At 56.8% G+C, this 17,494-nt stretch carries 14 protein-coding genes; 8 read left to right on the forward strand and 6 right to left on the reverse strand.

The features are described from left to right. Positions 1 to 239: 239 nt before the first annotated feature. Positions 240 to 1,580, forward strand: a complete 1,341-nt coding sequence (serS, locus tag CHR62_RS07430) for a serine--tRNA ligase (protein ID WP_093969196.1) — start codon at positions 240 to 242, stop codon at positions 1,578 to 1,580. 68 nt (positions 1,581 to 1,648) lie between these two features. On the opposite strand, the gene CHR62_RS07435 is transcribed toward serS, so the two are convergent. Further along, positions 1,649 to 1,978: a hypothetical protein gene (locus tag CHR62_RS07435; RefSeq protein WP_093969195.1), complete on the reverse strand. Its 330-nt coding sequence runs from the start codon at positions 1,976 to 1,978 to the stop codon at positions 1,649 to 1,651. A gap of 148 nt (positions 1,979 to 2,126) precedes the next feature. After that, positions 2,127 to 2,498 carry a hypothetical protein gene (locus CHR62_RS07440; protein ID WP_093969194.1) on the reverse strand — a complete coding sequence of 124 codons (372 nt, stop codon included), beginning with the start codon at positions 2,496 to 2,498 and terminating at the stop codon, positions 2,127 to 2,129. Between the two features lie 225 nt (positions 2,499 to 2,723). Between CHR62_RS07440 and CHR62_RS07445 the strand changes: the two genes are divergently transcribed. From CHR62_RS07445 to CHR62_RS07460, 4 genes are read left to right on the forward strand one after another with little or no spacing between them, the layout of a single operon-like run. Next, entirely contained in the window at positions 2,724 to 3,074 is a 351-nt protein-coding gene (locus CHR62_RS07445; RefSeq protein ID WP_123660496.1) for a c-type cytochrome, read from the forward strand. A gap of 12 nt (positions 3,075 to 3,086) precedes the next feature. Continuing rightward, positions 3,087 to 4,382, forward strand: a complete 1,296-nt coding sequence (locus tag CHR62_RS07450) for an NAD(P)/FAD-dependent oxidoreductase (protein WP_233574908.1) — start codon at positions 3,087 to 3,089, stop codon at positions 4,380 to 4,382. 52 nt (positions 4,383 to 4,434) lie between these two features. After that, complete coding sequence (locus CHR62_RS07455; RefSeq protein WP_123660497.1) at positions 4,435 to 5,556, forward strand: YeeE/YedE family protein; 1,122 nt, start codon at positions 4,435 to 4,437, stop codon at positions 5,554 to 5,556. Next, on the forward strand, positions 5,553 to 6,365 hold the full coding sequence (locus CHR62_RS07460) for a thiosulfate oxidation carrier protein SoxY (protein ID WP_123660498.1): 813 nt from the start codon (positions 5,553 to 5,555) through the stop codon (positions 6,363 to 6,365). The genes CHR62_RS07455 and CHR62_RS07460 overlap by 4 nt, the downstream gene beginning before the upstream one ends. 17 nt (positions 6,366 to 6,382) lie before the next feature. Here CHR62_RS07460 and CHR62_RS07465 read toward each other — a convergent pair whose 3' ends face one another. The 4 genes from CHR62_RS07465 to CHR62_RS07480 all read right to left on the reverse strand — a co-directional run bounded on the left by CHR62_RS07465 (position 6,383) and on the right by CHR62_RS07480 (position 12,621). Then, positions 6,383 to 8,959: an EAL domain-containing protein gene (locus tag CHR62_RS07465; RefSeq protein ID WP_123660499.1), complete on the reverse strand. Its 2,577-nt coding sequence runs from the start codon at positions 8,957 to 8,959 to the stop codon at positions 6,383 to 6,385. A 19-nt stretch (positions 8,960 to 8,978) separates the two neighbouring features. After that, positions 8,979 to 10,673 carry a PAS domain-containing methyl-accepting chemotaxis protein gene (locus CHR62_RS07470; RefSeq protein ID WP_123660500.1) on the reverse strand — a complete coding sequence of 565 codons (1,695 nt, stop codon included), beginning with the start codon at positions 10,671 to 10,673 and terminating at the stop codon, positions 8,979 to 8,981. A gap of 251 nt (positions 10,674 to 10,924) precedes the next feature. Beyond that, the gene (locus tag CHR62_RS07475; RefSeq protein WP_123660501.1) at positions 10,925 to 11,539 is read right to left on the reverse strand and encodes an ANTAR domain-containing response regulator; all 615 of its coding nucleotides are present in this window, start codon (positions 11,537 to 11,539) and stop codon (positions 10,925 to 10,927) included. Continuing rightward, positions 11,536 to 12,621 carry a PAS domain-containing protein gene (locus CHR62_RS07480; protein ID WP_123660502.1) on the reverse strand — a complete coding sequence of 362 codons (1,086 nt, stop codon included), beginning with the start codon at positions 12,619 to 12,621 and terminating at the stop codon, positions 11,536 to 11,538. Before CHR62_RS07480 ends, CHR62_RS07475 begins: the two co-directional genes overlap by 4 nt. 160 nt (positions 12,622 to 12,781) lie before the next feature. On the opposite strand from CHR62_RS07480, the gene icd reads away from it, so the two are divergent. The 3 genes from icd (at position 12,782) to CHR62_RS07495 (ending at position 17,465) form a co-directional block, all read left to right on the forward strand. After that, the gene (gene icd / locus CHR62_RS07485; RefSeq protein WP_123660503.1) at positions 12,782 to 14,041 is read left to right on the forward strand and encodes an NADP-dependent isocitrate dehydrogenase; all 1,260 of its coding nucleotides are present in this window, start codon (positions 12,782 to 12,784) and stop codon (positions 14,039 to 14,041) included. Between the two features lie 127 nt (positions 14,042 to 14,168). After that, positions 14,169 to 16,391 carry an NADP-dependent isocitrate dehydrogenase gene (locus tag CHR62_RS07490; protein ID WP_123660504.1) on the forward strand — a complete coding sequence of 741 codons (2,223 nt, stop codon included), beginning with the start codon at positions 14,169 to 14,171 and terminating at the stop codon, positions 16,389 to 16,391. A 312-nt stretch (positions 16,392 to 16,703) separates the two neighbouring features. Beyond that, positions 16,704 to 17,465 (forward strand): carbonic anhydrase, encoded by a 762-nt coding sequence (locus CHR62_RS07495; RefSeq protein WP_093969184.1) that lies wholly within the window; start codon positions 16,704 to 16,706, stop codon positions 17,463 to 17,465. The last annotated feature ends 29 nt before the right edge of the window (positions 17,466 to 17,494 follow it).

Here is a 17,494-nt window from a genome sequence, read left to right on the forward strand (position 1 = left end):
GCATCCGTCGGGGCTCAGATTGCTGATCCTCGCCCTTGTTTTTCTCAAAGGGAAGCTCGGGGGTGGGCTTCTATCAGCCGACAGACCGCGGGCTAGAGGGTAAAATCACCGAAAAGCTGGCGTTTTTGCGTGATCTCGACCGTCGGCATCGCGGTAAAAAATAGCCGGTGCGGTCTTGGCAGTGTCTGGTACGGCCCACGCGCTATCGGCTTCCTTTCAATTATTTTATTTGGCTCAATATGTTAGACCCCAATCAGTTGCGTAAAGATTTGCCCAGTGTGGTCGCGGCGCTCGCCCGGCGTGGCGTGTCCTTCGATACCGAACGTTTCGCCCAGCTCGAGTCCCGTCGCAAGGCCGTGCAGGTCGAAACCGAAACCCTTCAGGCGCGTCGTAACGCGGTATCCAAACTGATTGGCCAGTTAAAGTCCAAGGGCGAAGATGCCTCTAAAGAAATGGCCGAATCCCAGGCCATCCCCGAGCAGCTTAAAGCGCTCGAGCAAGACTTGTCGGCTATCCAGGCCGAACTCAACGAATGGCTCATGACCATTCCTAATTTGCCGCATGACAGCGTGCCCGAAGGTAAGTCGTCCGACGACAACGTCGAGGTACGCCGCTGGGTGCCGGGCCCGACCGATGCCAATGGCAATCCGGCCCCCTTGCCTTTCGAGGTCAAAGACCACGTCACGCTAGCCGAGCGTTTCGGCCTTGACTTCGAGTCGGCACGCAAGCTGGCCGGTTCGCGCTTCATGATGCTGCGCGGGGCCGCGGCACGTTTGCATCGTGGGTTAGCCCAGTTCATGCTCGACCTTCAAACCGAGTCGCACGGCTACACCGAGTGCTACACCCCCTATATCGTCAACAGCTCAACCCTGTACGGTACGGGTCAGTTGCCCAAATTCAAAGACGACATGTTCTGGGTGACCAAGGGGGGGCAAGACAAAGAGCCCCAACTCGACGAACAGGGTAACCCGGTCGAGCGCGAAGACCTTTATCTTATTTCGACGTCTGAAATTACATTGGCTGGTTCGATGCGCGACACCATCACGCCGGCGGCCGAGCTGCCCATCAAACTGACGGCACACACACCATGTTTCCGTTCTGAGGCGGGTAGCGGCGGGCGCGACGTGCGTGGCGTAATTCGTCAGCACCAGTTCGACAAAGTCGAGTTGGTGCAGGTGGTGCATCCCGATGCCTCGTATCAGGCCCTCGAAGACATGGTCACGCACGCCGAAGCTGTGTTGCAAAAGCTGGGCATCCCGTACCGTGTGATGTTGTTGTGTGGCGGCGATATGGGCTTTGGCGCGGCTAAAACCTACGACCTCGAAGTCTGGTTGCCGGCCCAAAATACGTGGCGCGAAATTTCATCAGTTTCAAACTGCGAGGCCTTCCAGGCACGTCGTTTGCAAGCGCGTTATCGCCCCGAAAAAGGCAAGCCCGAATATCTGCATACATTGAATGGCTCGGGTCTGGCGGTGGGCCGGGCGCTGGTGGCCCTCATCGAAAACTATCAGCAAGCAGACGGTACGGTTATTGTGCCCGAGGCCTTGCGGCCTTATATGGGCGGTATCGAACGTCTGTAATGTAAAAAGCCCGGCGTGTTGCACAACGACGCCGGGCGATCACAGTCGAAAAAACAATTTAGTTCTTTTTAATCGCGGTGCCCGCGGTGTTTATGATGGCGCTTACCCCTGTGGTCGCGCCATTTTTTATGCGGATGGTAGTCGTGCCTTTTGTAGTAGCGGGGGTAGTCGTTGTAAACGACGCCGCCGGGCACCACCACAACCTGGGGCTGGCCCACGGTCACACTCCAGCCATTGGGTTCGTAATGCCGGTGATGGTGTCCATAGCGCGGCGGGTGCGGGGTGCTGTAAACAATGCCCGGCACGCCCACGGCAATGTCAATATCGACGTCGGCCAACGCGGGCTGTGCGCCGGCAAAACCCAGTGCCGCCAGGCCCGTCATGATCAGTCGCTTCATTCTTCACCTCTTGTTCAGCTTCAATGAGCCTATTTTGGCAATAAACCCGGCCAAAAGGTGTAAGTGCAATCAACTGAAGTGCTTCTAATCACAACGGCGCTGCTGCCGTTGTTACAACCTGGCAGCAAGGTGGCTGCATGACGGCGGGCTAATGCAGTACCGGGGGTTGGTGGTTTTGCTTGCCGCCCAACCCGGGGGCTCTGGCTGTCGCCTTGCCGACGTTGTCTTCGGCGTCGGTATCGGCATCCGGCGATGCCCAGGCCATCAAGCCCAGTATCAGGGCGATCCAGAACAACAAAGATAGCGTAACCGCCAGTAACCCGTTCAGGCTGCCATAGCCCATGGCTTCGGAGGCGTGAATACCTAAAGCGTTGGATACATAAGGAATATGGCCAAGACCTTCGACCAGCAGGTTACCCGGAAGACGGTAGAGATCGCGGATCAGCTCCCAGATTTCCCAGAAACTGTAGCGGCCGTCGGCATTGATATCAACAACCAGATTGAGCGATTTGATGTTCATGGCAGCTCCTTAAAACCGACCATGCAAGACCCGCGTGCACTAGGCCGGAGTCGAAAAACAGAACATAAATACGGCGTCCTGTATGGTCATCTTATGCTTCGGCGCGACGCAAATCAACTATATTTCTTCTGGTTATAAATAGGTCTCGATTAATTAGTTCTCGTGCCGGATGAAATTCGCTAGCATGCCTCAATTCTTTCAAGTTTCTGAACAAACGGAAAAATTATGAAAACTTTGATCAAGCAACTGTCTACCGGCGTTGTATCGGCTGTTGGGGTGCTAGTCCTGGGCTTGTCTGCACCTGCTCAGGCTCAGTCCACCTTTGATGTCACGGTACTGGCGGCGGCTTGTGCCAACTGTCATGGCACCGATGGGCGGTCGCCGGGAGGCATGCCGTCTTTGGCGGGCCGCCCCGAAGCCGTGCTCAAGGCCCAGTTAATGGCCTATAAGTCCGACACGCCGCCGGCGGGTACGACGGTCATGAACCGTTTGGCTAAGGGCTATTCCGACGACGAGCTTGCTGCCCTGGCGAAGCATTTTTCGCAAATCAAGCCTCAAGCTACCAATAAGAACTAAAGGGTAACCATCATGATCAATTCGAAAAAAATGACACGTCGCGAAATGCTGGCCACCGTGGGTAAGGTCGGTGCGGCAGGGGCTTTGCTGGTGGGTGCACCATCGTTTGCCAGTGGTTCGGCCGGTCGGGTGGTCGTTGTCGGCGGTGGGTTTGGTGGCGCTACGGCAGCCAAATACCTCAAGCGTCGCAACCCTGCCATTCAGGTCACGCTCATCGAGCCGGCGCGCGAGTTCATGACTTGCCCGTTTACGAATCTGTACTTGGGTGGCCTGCGTACGTTAGAGCAGCAGTCACATAACTACGACGAGTTGCGCGCTCTGGGCGTAACGGTTGTGCACGACTACGCTGATGCGGTCGATGCCCAGAAGCAAACCGTCAAGGTGGCGGGTGGCCAAACGTTCGCCTACGACAAGCTCGTGTTATCGCCCGGTATCGATTTCCGTTGGAATGCCTTGGAAGGTTATGACGAGGCTGCAGCGCAAAAAGCGCCACACGCCTGGAAAGCAGGTGCGCAAACCGAACTGCTTAAAAAGCAGCTTGATGCCATGCCCGATGGCGGGGTGTTCGTCATGGTGGCGCCTGCCAACCCCTATCGTTGCCCACCCGGCCCCTACGAGCGCATCAGCATGGTGGCGCATTACTTCAAAACGCAAAAGCCCAAGTCGAAAATCCTGGTGCTCGACCCTAAAGACGCGTTTTCCAAGCAGGGCTTGTTTACCGACGGATGGAAGCGTTTTTATGGCGATATGATCGAGTGGGTGCCGCTGTCTAAAGACGGTAAAGTTGTACGTGTCGATGCCAATACATTAACGGTCGAGTCCGAGTTCGGCGAGAAGCACAAGGCCGATGTGCTCAACGTCATTCCACCCCAAAAGGCCGGCGTCATCGCCGAGCGTGCAGGGGTCACCAACGAAAGCGGTTGGGTGCCGGTCAACCCCGAAACTTTCGAGTCGACGCGCGTGCCTAATATCTACGTGGTGGGCGATGCCACCGTTGCGGCGCCGATGCCCAAGTCGGGCTTTGTGGCTAATGCGCAGGCCAAAGTTGCCGCGGCAGCCATTGCCAATGCTCTGGCTGGCCGTCCAGCCGTAAAGCCGTCTTTCATTAACACCTGCTACAGCTTGATTGCGCCCGATTACGGTATCTCGGTGGCCGGCGTTTACGCGGTGCAAGACGGTAAAATCGTCGAAACTAGCGGTGGCGTCAGCCCGAAAGAGGCCGATGCCGGTTTCCGCAAGCTCGAGGCCGAATATGGCGTGGCTTGGTATAACGCCATCGCCCAAGATACCTGGGGTACGCAGGCCTAAGTCGCGCGGTTGCGCAGGCCTGGGCCCGGGTTAAACATCGCAAGGAAGCATTATGTCGAATGTCGAGCTCGTGCTCTGGTCTGCCCTGTGTATCGGGGTTGTTTTCGGGGTGGCCGGGCAACTCAGCGGTTTTTGTTTGCATCGTGGTTTGGCTCAGCACTTTCAGCGCTTGCAGCGTAGGCGATCGGGGTCGTCAGAGCACGTAGCCGCGCATGCTCATAGTGCAGCTGCGGCAAATCCGGGTCGCTCGGCTGTATCCGTTGCAACGCCCGAAACCGTGCCCGCCGTCAAGCTTCAAAGTTTCGCGCTGGCATTGTTCGTGGCTATTGTGGGTACTCAATGGGCCGCCTATGCAGGTTGGGTTGATCTGACGCAATCCATTTATCTGGCCGGTACGTTTTCCTGGCTATTGGTGCCCTTGGGCGGCGTGTTGTTCGGTTACGGCATGACGCTGTCCAATGGCTGTGGCGCAAGGGCGCTGGTCTTGTTGGGGCAGGGCAATCTGCGTGCCGCAGTGGTTTTGCTGTGTCTGGGTGTGTCGGCCTACGCTACGCTTACGGGCGTTTTGGCGCCGCTGCGGGTCGGCCTGGCCGAACTCACCTCGTGGTCGCCAGGCAGTTTCCGAGGGCCTTTCACGCCTTATTACGTGGCGGCGGCTTTGTTGTTCCTGGTGGGCTTGCTAGGGTTTTCGTTGCGTAAGGCAACCTTGCTAAGACACAAGGCCGACTTCTTCGGTGCGTTGGTCATTGGGTTGCTGGTGGTAGCCGGGTGGCTGGTCACGGGCGTGCTGGGTGCCGACGACTTTGATCCGGTCCCCCTCGAGTCCATGACTTTTGTTGCACCTGTGGGCGCAACGCTTCAATACCTGATGATTGCCACGGGGGTCGATGCAGGCTTTGGTGTGTTGGTGGTTGCCGGTGTGGTGGCAGGCTCGTTGGTGTCTGCGCTAGTTGGAAAACGCTTCAAATGGCAAGGGTTCGAGTCACCGCCCCAAATGCGTCGCTATATGGCCGGCGGCATTCTAATGGGGGTGGGTGGCGCCCTGGCCATGGGGTGCTCCATCGGCCAGGGTCTGACCGGTTTATCTACCCTTGCGCTGGGTTCTGTTATGGCCTTGCTGGGTATACTGGCTGGGTCGCGTCTGGCGCTTAATTTGCATCAAACCTCATCATGATTTTCCCTCGTTTTTTTGTTCGTCGCGTTCTGTCGGCGGCTTGTTTCTCGGCCGGGATGCTGGCTGCACCCCTGACGGTGGTGGCGCAAACACCCGCGTGGCAGCGCGTCGACGCGGTCAAGGCCCTGGTTGGCAACAACCTGCAGGCAGGGCAGGCGGTCAAGCTCGAATTGCCGCTCGTGTCTGAAGACGGTTCGTCTGTTGCGTTGTCGGTTATCGCTGATCAGCCCCTTGGCGACGGCGTATACATTCGTTATCTCGACATTTTTGCGCTGGGTAACCCCACACCGCAAGTGGCGCACTTCGAGCTGGGGCCCGAGGTGGCGCCGCTGAACCTGGGCTTGCGTGTTCGTCTGGGCGAATCGCAAACCGTGGTTGTGGTGGCCCGCAGCAGCGACGGTCGCGCGTTCGTTTCCGAGCGCGCAATTCGTATCACCACCAGTGGCTGTATTGCCGGGGCGGCTCTTCCCGACAAGGCGCTTGAAATGAAAGAGCGGGTGCGTTTGCCCAAGCAATTTGTGGCCGGCAAACCAGCCGAAGTGCTGACCATGATCACGCATCCGATGGAAACAGGGCTAGTGCCCGATGCTAGCGGCAAGTTGCCCGATCAGCGCATTATCGATAGCTTTACGGCTAGTCTGGGTGATCGTCAGTTCATTAAGGCTCAGTTTTACCGCTCAATGGCTGCAAACCCCTATGTGCGCTTTACATTGGCACCAACTGCAAGCTCAGACCTGCAGTTGGTTTGGCGCGAAGACACCGGGCGGCAAACCGAGTACAAAGCCACCATACAAGTGGCCGCCCAGTAAGTTAATTGATTTCCAAGTTAATTGATTTCCGCACCAGTCAGCAGTAGTTCTTCCAATGCCGGGGCGGGTACGGGCCGACTAAAAAAGTAACCCTGCATGTGGTCGCATTGCTCGTTGCGCAGGTAGGCCAGTTGGGCCTCGGTTTCAACGCCTTCGGCCAGCACGGTCAACTTCATGCTGTGGGCTAGCGTAATAATGGCCTTCACGATGGCCGCGTGGCTTTCGTCTTGTGTAATGTCCTCAATAAACGATCGGTCAATCTTCAATTCGTGAATTGGGAAATTACGTAGATAGCTCAGGCTGGAGTAGCCGGTGCCAAAGTCGTCTATCGAAAGCCGGATACCCATGTCGTTCAGGGTGTGCAGGGTGGCGGTTACGTGGTCCGGGCGTTCCATCAGCACGCTTTCCGTAATTTCCAGCTCAAGCGCATTTGCTGGGCATTGCGAGTCTTCAAGGATTTTTTCTATCTGCGAGACGATGTCCTGATTCTTGAACTGGCGTGCCGATAAATTCACCGACACGCGCATGTCGGGGTTGCCATGAGTGCGCCATTTCACAATATTTGTGCAGGCTTGTTTCAGCACCCATTGGCCGGCGGGCAAAATCAGACCCGTGTCTTCGGCAACCGGTATGAACTCGTCGGGGGCGATGCTTGTGCCGTCGGGCAATGTCCATCGCAGCAAGGCTTCGACGCCGATGATCTGCCCGCAACTAGCGCGGATCTTGGGCTGGTAGTGTAGTTGGAGTTCGTTCTGCTCTAGCGCGCGGCGCAAGCCGTCGGCAATGTACAGTCGCCGAATGTGCTGGGCATTGACTTCGGGGGTGTAGAACTGCACGTTATTGCGTCCGGCCTCTTTGGCCTGGTACATGGCTGAGTCGGCATGTTTCAACAGGGTATCGCCATCTTCTCCGTCTTTCGGGAACAACGCAATGCCAATGCTGGCGCCTGTGTACAGGTTACGGTCTTTGTATGTAAATGGGGCGGCCAGGGCACGCAAAATGCCTTGGGCTCTTGCCGTGGCAACGCGGTTCTCGTCTATGTTTTCCAGAATGACGACAAACTCGTCGCCCCCCAGTCTGGCGACGGTATCGGTTTCCCTGATGCTCGCAGTCAGCCGTTGAGCGGCTTCGGCCAGCATAGCGTCGCCTGCGGCGTGCCCCTGGCTGTCGTTCACATGCTTGAAACGATCAAGATCCAGATACATCACAGCAACTTGCTGGTGGTGTCGTTTTGCGCGGGCTAATGCCTTGGCTAGTCGATCTTGCAACAGTACCCGGTTGGGCAAGCCGGTCAGCGCGTCGTGTCCCGCCAGTCTGACCAGTTCCTCCTCCATGCGCTTCCGCTCGGAAATATCTTCAAGCACAACAATCAGGCCGATGCGGGCATCGTCTTCGCGAAGGCACGATACCGTTGCGCGAGTCCAGATAATATGGCCTTCTTTGTGCAGGTATCGCCGCTCTTTACTGTAGTGTTCCAGCTCGCCGGCCATGACGCGGCGGGTCATGGCGTCGGCGTCATTGCGGTCATCGGGGTGCGTAAGCTGCGGGAAACGCATACCCAGCAGTTCCTGACGTTCGTACCCCAATACATGGCACAGCTTTGGGTTGATGCGCGTGATACGGCCGTCTGCATCTGTTTGCGCCATCCCTACAGCGGCCAGGTTGAAGGTCAGGCGGTAGCGCTCCTCGCTTTGTGCGAGCTTGGCCTTGACCTGCAGCTTTTCGGTAATATCTTGCGCCATCACCAGCAGTAGCGGTTTGCCTCTGAACCTGATGCAGCTCAAGTTGAACTCGAGCCTCAGGCACGCATCGGCTTGATCCAGCGTGACGAAGATGCTGTTCTGGGCGTTGCCGGTATCCAGCACGTCAGCGCCGGCTTCAAGCAGCAAACTGCTTTTTACAAGGCTGGACAAAGGCAAACCTTCTGCCGACAAGTCATCATCCAGTCTGAAGATGGCGCGCATGGCCGGGTTCATCGACAGCACCATAAGGCTTGCACTGACGACCATCAGCCCCGTCGGCATAGTCGAAACAATGCTTTCGGCGTATTCCTTGTGTTCACGGATTTCTTCCGTATCGGCCTGAAAATAGGTATCCAGCGCCAGGCCAATATCAAAATTCACGACCTTCATTAGTGCGTCGCAGGTCTTCATGAATTCGTCTGGCATATGGCCCAAAACTTGCCACAACAGCTTTTGCATTTCTGCGACGTATTTTCGGTAGGCGCCCAAATACCAGGTCGGTTCAAGCCCGATGTGCTGGTGTACAAGGCCCACGCGCAGACGGTCGCGTACATAGTCGGGCCCATAATTGCCTGCAGTCAAGGTATTGAAGTACTGTCCTTGCACGTGCTTCAGCCTGTCCAGGCGGCCGTCCCCATCCAGCAGTGGTTTGAGTGCGTCAAATCGCGACAAATGCGCGTAAAACGCGTCGGCAAAACGTTTCGATTCTTTGCCCAGTAATTCATGAGCGCGTCGCAATCGTAGTGCGTCCTCTTCCGTCAGCTCCAGAAACGCCTTGCGTTGACGGATTTCATCTTCGTCAAGCCCGAGACTTTGGGCCAGAGCGTCTACAGCTTCTTTCAAGTCTTTCATGCGTCGGCCTTGTTGTTCTTTAACCCAGTTTCAGGCGGGCCACAGGTGCATTTCGTTTAAGCTGATGCAAAGGCTGCCGCTTCTTGGCCGAGCGTGTCGGTGGCAAGCCCGGCATTGTTGTGCGGGTCTCGATCAGCTTGAATGCGTCCAGCAGTGCATTAAGGTGAGTCGCCTGTACTTGCAGGGATTCGGCTGTTTTCGCCGTGCTTGCCACAGCTGCAGCGTTGTCCTGGGTAATGGCCTCAATTTGTCCGACGGCCTGGTTAATGTGAACAATGCCGGCGCTCTGTTCCTTTCCAGCAGAGGCTATTTCGCTCATGAGCGTGGTGGCTCGATGCGCTGAGTCCAGAATGTCATGCATGATCTGTGCGGTTTGGTCGACCTGTAGACTACCGGCATCAATGCGCGTAACTGACGCCTCGATCAGTGTCTTGATGTCTTTTGCTGCATCGGCGCTGCGCAGCGCCAGACTGCGCACTTCCGCGGCGACTACGGCGAATCCGCGCCCTTGGTCGCCGGCGCGTGCGGCCTCTACTGCGGCGTTCAACGCCAAAATATTGGTCTGGAAAGCAATCGTGTTGATCATGCCGATGATGTCAACCACCTTGCGGGCGCTTTCCTGAATTTCGGTCATGGTGCACGTGACCTGCGCCGCTGCTTGTGCCCCCCGGGTTGCGGCCTCGGCGGTCGAGGCGACCAGTTGGTTGGCCGCTTCGGAGTTTTCGGCATGCTGTTGAACAATCGAAGTCAGTTCGGCGACCGATGCTGAGGTTTCTTCGACGTTAGCGGCTTGCGATTCCGTGCGTTGTGCGAGCAGTGCATTGTCACGGGTCAAGTGCACAGCTTGTGCGCTTACCTGCTGTGTAGATTCCTTGATTTGCCCCACCAGCAGCTTGACGTTGATTTGCAGTTTGCGCAGTGACTGCATGAGATTGGCAATTTCGTTGTTGCCTATAGCGTCTATGCGGCCGGACAAATCGCCCGCGCTCATTCGGTCAATATCCTGCTGAGCACGCGCCAGCGGACTGATTAGGCGTCGGTAGATGGCGATGCCGCCGTAGGCCGACAGGGCTGCCCCAAAAAGCATCAGCAGCTCGGCCAGTAGCGGGAGGGCCGATGTGTCGCTGGTGTGAGCGAGGTTTAACTGCCACACGACGAAAGCATTGATCAGGAACAGACCCATCATGCACAGCGTCCATACAATCAGACGGGTTTTCAATGACAGTTCGTTGGGTGGCGTTTGAGGGTGGCGCGACAGACGGGGGCGTCGCACGACAGCGCCTTCTCTGACGGTAATGCGTCGCGTGCCTTCGCGTATTTCTTGGTAGGCCGCTTCTGCCGCTTCAACTTGTTCGCGAGAGGGTTTGACACGAACCGAGGTGTAGCCTGTGACCGCCCCGTTCTCGGTGATGGGAGCGGCGTGGGCCTCGACCCAATAGTGGTCGCCATTTTTGCATCGGTTCTTGACCAGGCCAGTCCAGGCTTTGCCGCTGCGCAACGTTTGCCATAGGTCGTAAAAGGCTTCTTTGGGCATGTCCGGGTGGCGCACAATATTCTGCGGTGCCCCCAGCAACTCTTGCTCTGAAAAGCCGCTGACACGGACAAAATCTTGATTGACGTATGTGATGTTGCCCTGCAGGTCTGTTTTCGAGACGATGGTCTCGGTGTCCTGCAATATATATTCCCGATGCGTGACTGCGCGTTCCTGTCTCATATCCTCTGGTCCTGGTGACGCCGGATGGCGCAACGCGCAATGCGGTCGCAACGCGCTTCATGTTGCCGGCGGTTTACGGGCAATGGCGGGTGCTGGGCCAGGTTTGAGATGGGTCGCGGGTTTTGGGCGACTGTGGCAAACGCGAGAGCGGGCGGGTTTGGGGCCGGCGGGCGTTGCCAGGTATTCGTTTGTTCTTGCTTTGTGCCCTGATTATTAAGGCATGAAAAGCCATTGGCTAGGTGTGGATTACCCTAGGCGTCGAACTGGCTAAGCGTTTCGTGAGCGGCAATCAGTGACTTGGCCAGATCTTGAACTTGCCGGCGAGTGCGACGCGCCTGTGACCGCAGCGCCTGAAAAGCCTTTTCGTGGTCCAGGCGAGCCCGTTCCATGATGATGCCTACCGCAATGCTGATTTCACGGCTTGATTCGAGGGCGTGGTTCAGTTGTGCTTCGCTTCTTTGAAGTTCAACAATGTCGGCGGCGCGTGCCAGGCCCGCTTTGATCGCCGGGATCAGTTGTGCAGTGTCGATGGGCTTGACCAGATAGCCGACGGCACCGCTTTCGGTAGCTTCTTTAACCGTTTCTTCGTCGCCGTAGGCGGTAAGAAAAATAAACGGAATCTGGGTGTTGGCCCGAAGTTGACGTGCTACGTCAAGCCCAGACACGCCTGGCATGCTGATATCCAGTATGGCCAGATCGGGGGTAATGTCTTGCAGCAGTTGCAGGGCTTGCTCGCCCGAGTAGGCTTCGCTGACGGTAAAGCCGGCATACTTGAGCCCCTTTGACAGTGTGGCCAGCACAAGGCGGTCGTCGTCGACAACCAGCAGGTGGGGGGCGACGGCGATGGTAGACGGCTGAGGTGTCATGTTGGGTGAGGTAGACGTGAGGGGTTGACGCTGTAAATGACCGGGGGTGAAAGCGTGAGCTGTGTTTCGACGAACCCGGCGCGATTGGCAAAGGTCAGGGTGGCGCCGTTTGCAGGCAGCATCGAGCGGACGAGTTCAAGCCCCGTGCCGATGCCCTGTTCGGCCGCAAAATCAAAGTCATCGGGTAGGCGGCCGGGGTTGGTAATGGTAATGCGCGCGCACTCAAGCTGCGCCTGCCAGGCGACACCCACGCTTAATGTGCTGTACCGTTCGGTGGCCGACAGATGCTTGGCGGCATTAAGTATCAATTCGTTCAGGATCAGGGCAATGGGTACGCGTTCTTGTTCGCAGACCCGGATGCGTTCGGGCACGTTCACGGTTACTGTAAAGTGCGGGCCGTCGGGTAGCACCAGCTCTTGCACCATACGGGCGATACTGGGCGCCATCTCGCACAACACTACTTCGTTGTATAGCGCTTTGCCTTCCAGCCCATGTACGACCGCAATGGTGCGTACCTGGGCGATTGCTTTTTCCAGTACATGGGCGGCCTGGGGTTCTGACTGGGCATGCTGGCGAAGCATGCCGGCAACCCCTTGCAAGCTGTTCTTGATGCGGTGATGCACTTCCCGGATCAGTACGTTGCGTTGCCGTTCCATGCGCGTTACGTAAGCCCGCGTCTGCTCTTCAATAAACGCTGTATAGGTATTGACGGTTTGGATCGCGACAAAATGCTGGAATTCGTTGTGATCGTTAAATATGGGGTTAAAGCTCAAGTGGACCCAAAACGACGTCCCGTCCTTTTTGTAGTTCAGCATTTCGCCTGAAAAATGCTTTTTATGGGCGACGCACTCACGCAACTGGTCGAGGGTACCCGTGTCGGTGTCGGGGCCATGCAGGAAGTCGCCGGGGTTTTTGCCGAGTACGTCGTCGGTGGCGTATCCCGTTAATACAGGCAGTTCGGGCGATGCCCAAATTACCTGCCAGTTTTCATCGCACATCAGGGTAAAAGCGCCGGCGCACGGAGAAACGACCGGTCGTTGCAGGTCGGGCAAGGTCAGGACGGGTTGTTGCAGTTGTGGCATGGTGTTCACTCAAATTTGTGCCAAATTGTATTTGGGTGTGCCTGAAATTAAAAGGTCGGGTTAGTCCCCATCGCGCCGCGTGATTACTGTCGCTGTTTTGCTCGCGATAAAATGCCTGAAACGCCGCATGCCGGCCACGCAATTACTCACCGGAGCACTCATGTCTTACCAGCATATTCAGGTCCCCAGCCAGGGCGGCAAGGTTACGGTCAACCCCGACGGTACGCTGCAGGTACCCGATCAGGTTGTCATCCCGTTTATCGAGGGTGACGGCACGGGTAAAGACATCATGCCGGTGATGCGTAATGTTGTAGATGCCGCCCTACAAAAGGCCTACAACGGCGCACGCAAAATTCACTGGATGGAAATTTATGCCGGGCAAAGCGCTGCCGAGCGTTATGGGCAAACGGCGTTGCCCGCCGAAACGGTACAGGCTATTAAAGATTACGTCGTCGGCATCAAGGGCCCGCTGACCACGCCGGTCAGTGGGGGTATTCGTTCGTTCAACGTGGCCTTGCGACATCAGCTCGACCTGTACGTGTGTTTGCGTCCGGTGCGTTATATCAAGGGTGTGCCGTCGCCCGTCCACCACCCCGAACGCGTCGATATGGTGATCTTCCGCGAGAACCAAGAAGATGTGTACGCAGGTATCGAGTTTCCGGCCGAGTCCGATCAGGCCGACGCGTTGATCGATTTTTTGCAGAATACGCTGGGGGCGCAAGATATTCGTTACCCCAAAACATCGGCCATCGGCATTAAAACAGCGTCTCGCGAAGGGTCTGAGCGCCTGATTCGTAAAGCGATTCAGTACGCCATCGACCACGACCGCAGTTCGGTCACGCTGGTGCACAAGGGCAACATCATGAAGTTCACCGAAGGGGCGTTCCGTGATTGGGGTTACGACCTGGCCCGACGCGAGTTTGGTGCGCAGCTCATCGACGAAGGGCCGTGGTGTCGCATTAAAAATCCTGTTTCGGGCCGCGATATCGTCATTAAAGACGCCATTGCCGACGCCTTTCTGCCGCAGGCTTTGTTGCGCCCTAAAGAGTTCGACGTTATTGCCACCACCAACTTGAACGGCGATTATTTTTCGGCTGCGGTCGCGGCACAGGTGGGGGGGACGGGTATTGCCCCGGGCGCCAATCTGTCCGATTCGGTGGCCTTGTTCGAAGTGACGCACGGCACGGCGCCCAAGTACGCCGGCAAAGATTACGTTAATCCGGGGGCGGCTATTTTGTCCGCCGAAATGATGCTGCGCCATCTGGGCTGGTCCGAAGCCGCCGACCTGATTGTGGCCGGCATCGAGGCAGCTATTCAAGACAAAGTTGTGACCTACGATTTTGCGCGACGCCTGCCAGGCGCCACACAGGTGTCTTGCTCAGGTTTTGGTCAGGAAATTATCAACCGTATGCCAACTTGACAGCGCTCTCGCTATAATAGGGGGCTGTCTTGTATCTTATATAAGACATATCACGCTAACCCGCGGTGCCAGTCCCGGATAACGGTGCCTGCTTTTTCCGCGACAGACACAGGCTCAAGAGGACACTATGACTTCCAAGATTATCTATACCCTTACCGATGAAGCGCCGGCTTTGGCGACGTATTCGTTGCTGCCAATGGTCGAAGCGTTTGCCCGTACAGCTGGTATCGCCATGGAAACGCGTGATATCTCTCTGTCGGGCCGCATTCTGGCGGTATTCGCCGACAAGCTGACCGCTGACCAGAAAATTTCCGACGCGCTGTCCGAGCTGGGTCAATTGGCAACGCAACCCGAAGCCAATATCATCAAGCTGCCCAACATCAGTGCTTCGATGCCGCAACTGAAGGCTGCCATTAAAGAATTGCAGGCCCAAGGTTATGCTTTGCCCGATTACCCCGATGAGCCTAAAACCGACGAAGAAAAAGACATCAAGGCGCGTTACGACAAGGTTAAGGGCAGCGCAGTTAACCCCGTCTTGCGTGAAGGTAACTCCGATCGTCGTGCCCCCCTCTCGGTTAAAAATTATGCACGCAAGCATCCCCATAAAATGGGTGCCTGGGCAGCTGATTCCAAAGCGCATGTGGCCAGCATGGCCGACGGCGACTTTTACGGCAGCGAAAAATCCGTCACAGTTGGGCAGGCTGGCGACGTCAAAATTGAATTGACGGCCAACGATGGCAGCAAAACCGTCCTGAAAGAAAAAACGACGCTTAAAGCCGGTGAAGTGATCGATGCTTCGGTCATGTCGGTGGCCAAGCTGCGCAGCTTTTTGCAAGCGCAAATCGAAGACGCCAAGCGTCAGGGTGTACTGTTTTCTGTGCACCTGAAAGCCACCATGATGAAGGTGTCCGATCCGGTCCTGTTCGGCCACGTTGTTTCGGTGTTTTATCAAGATGTACTGGCCAAGCATGCCGAAGCGCTTAAAGCCATTGGCTTCAACCCCAACAATGGTATCGGCGATTTGTACGCTCGTCTGGGCGACTTGCCTGCCGACCAGCAAAGCGCCATCAAGGCCGACATCGATGCGGTCTATCAAGCGCAGCCCGCGTTGGCCATGGTCAATTCCGACAAAGGCATCACCAACCTGCACGTACCTAGCGACGTCATTGTCGACGCCTCGATGCCTGCGATGATTCGCGATTCGGGCAAGATGTGGAACGCCGAGGGTAACTTGCAAGACGCCAAGGCCGTGATCCCCGATCGTTGCTATGCAGGTGTATATCAGGCCGTTATCGACGATTGCAAACGCCATGGCGCGTTCGATCCTGCCACTATGGGTAGTGTTCCTAACGTAGGCCTGATGGCGCAAGCCGCCGAAGAGTACGGCTCGCACGACAAAACGTTTGTTGTGCCGGCCGACGGTGTCGTGCGTGTTACCGACGCGTCGGGCAACGTTTTGCTCGAGCATGCCGTACAGGCAGGCGACCTCTGGCGCATGTGCCAAACCAAAGATGCCCCGATTCAAGATTGGGTAAAACTGGCTGTCAATCGTGCGCGCCTTAGCAACACCCCGGCGGTATTCTGGCTCGACCCTGCACGCGGTCACGACGCTCAGCTTATCGAAAAAGTCGAGCGCTACCTTAAAGACCACGATACCAACGGTCTCGATATCCGCATCATGACCCCGGTCGATGCCACCCTGTTCTCGCTCGAGCGTATTCGTCAGGGTAAAGACACTATCTCGGTCACCGGCAACGTGCTGCGCGACTACCTGACCGATCTGTTCCCCATCATGGAACTGGGCACCAGCGCGAAAATGTTGTCTATCGTGCCTTTGATGGCCGGTGGCGGCCTATTCGAAACAGGTGCAGGCGGTTCGGCGCCCAAGCACGTACAACAGTTCGTCGAAGAAGGTTTCCTGCGCTGGGATTCACTGGGTGAGTTCCTGGCTCTGGCCGCATCGCTTGAACACCTGGCCAACAGTTACAACAACCCCAAAGCCAAAGTGCTGGCCGATACCCTCGACAGCGCAACCGGTAAATTCCTCGACGACAACCGCTCGCCCGATCGTAAAGTCGGCGGCCTCGACAACCGCGGCAGCCATTTCTACCTGGTCATGTTCTGGGCTCAGGCCTTGGCCGAGCAAACCGCCGACGCCGACTTGCAAGCCAAGTTTGCCGAAGTGGCCAAGGCGCTGACCGAAAACGAAGCCAAGATCGTCGCCGAACTGGCTGCACCGCAAGGTAAACCGGTGGATATCGGTGGTTACTACCGTCCCAACAAAGCCAAGGTTGATGCCGCAATGCGCCCCAGCGCAACGCTGAACGCGGCGATTGCCAAGCTGGGTTAATCACTCGGCCGGGTAAGCCCGGGCTGTCGGTGGTGCGGCGCGCTGTAACGCATGCTGTGCCCAAGCGCTAGCCCGGCGACACCAAACCGCGCCCGAGCACCTGCCGACAAGGCGGTGCCCGGGCGTTTTTTATGGCGTGTATTCCCAGTGATGACGGTGTTGCTGCCATTACCTATTGACACAAGCTTTAATCGGGCGCAGCGTTAGCGGTGATCCACAGCAAAGCGGTGCCCGCTTTTTAGAATTGCGTTTCAGGTAGCCCAGGCTGTATCGGGTTGACTCATGCCTGACTTTCCCTGACGGAGGGCGATTATGTGTGTCACTTGTTTTTCGCGGTTTCATCGGGGTTTAGGCGGCGTTGATCAACGCCAGGTCTCGGCGGGTAGGCGCAAGCTTCTTGCGGGGTTCTCGGCGGCGCTGTTATTTGGCTCCCTGGGTGCGAAATCGCAAGCCCAGTCGGCGCCGCCAAAAATAGAAAACAAGCTGTCGCCTGACCAGGCGCTTGAGCGCCTGATGGCGGGCAATGCACGTTATGTGAGAGGCGACACGTCGAAAAAAGATTTCGCGACATCTCGCGCCGCGCTATCCGAAGGTCAAAACCCTTATGCGTGTCTGTTAAGTTGTGCGGACTCTCGTGTCGGCCCCGAGTTTTGCTTCGACGAATCGCGTGGCGACCTGTTTGTTACCCGTGTGGCCGGCAATTATGTCAATGTCGACATTTTGGGTAGCCTTGAATATGCGGTGGCTGTATTAGGCGCGCCTCTGATTATGGTGTTGGGCCACAGCCGCTGTGGTGCCGTTTCGGCAGCCATTTCCGCCTACGAAAAAAATACAGATTACCCAGGCCACATTCAAAGCTTGGCAACGGCTATTGTTCCTGCGGTACAAGCAGCCAGTCGTCAGCCCGGCAATTTGTCTTTGCTAGAGCGGGCTACGGAAGAAAATGTCCGGTTGAATGTTCAACGCCTGGCAACCGCCACACCAATTTTGCGGCAACGCGTCGAAACCGGCGCTCTTAAAGTGGTGGGCGGTATCTATCAGTTAGACACCGGGCAAGTGATGTTGTTGTCTTAGTTGGGCTGATCAAGCACGCATATTCGAAT

Origin of the sequence: Pusillimonas sp. NJUB218 (assembly GCF_003788685.1) — a bacterium.
In the GTDB taxonomy this organism is placed as follows: domain Bacteria; phylum Pseudomonadota; class Gammaproteobacteria; order Burkholderiales; family Burkholderiaceae_B; genus Neopusillimonas.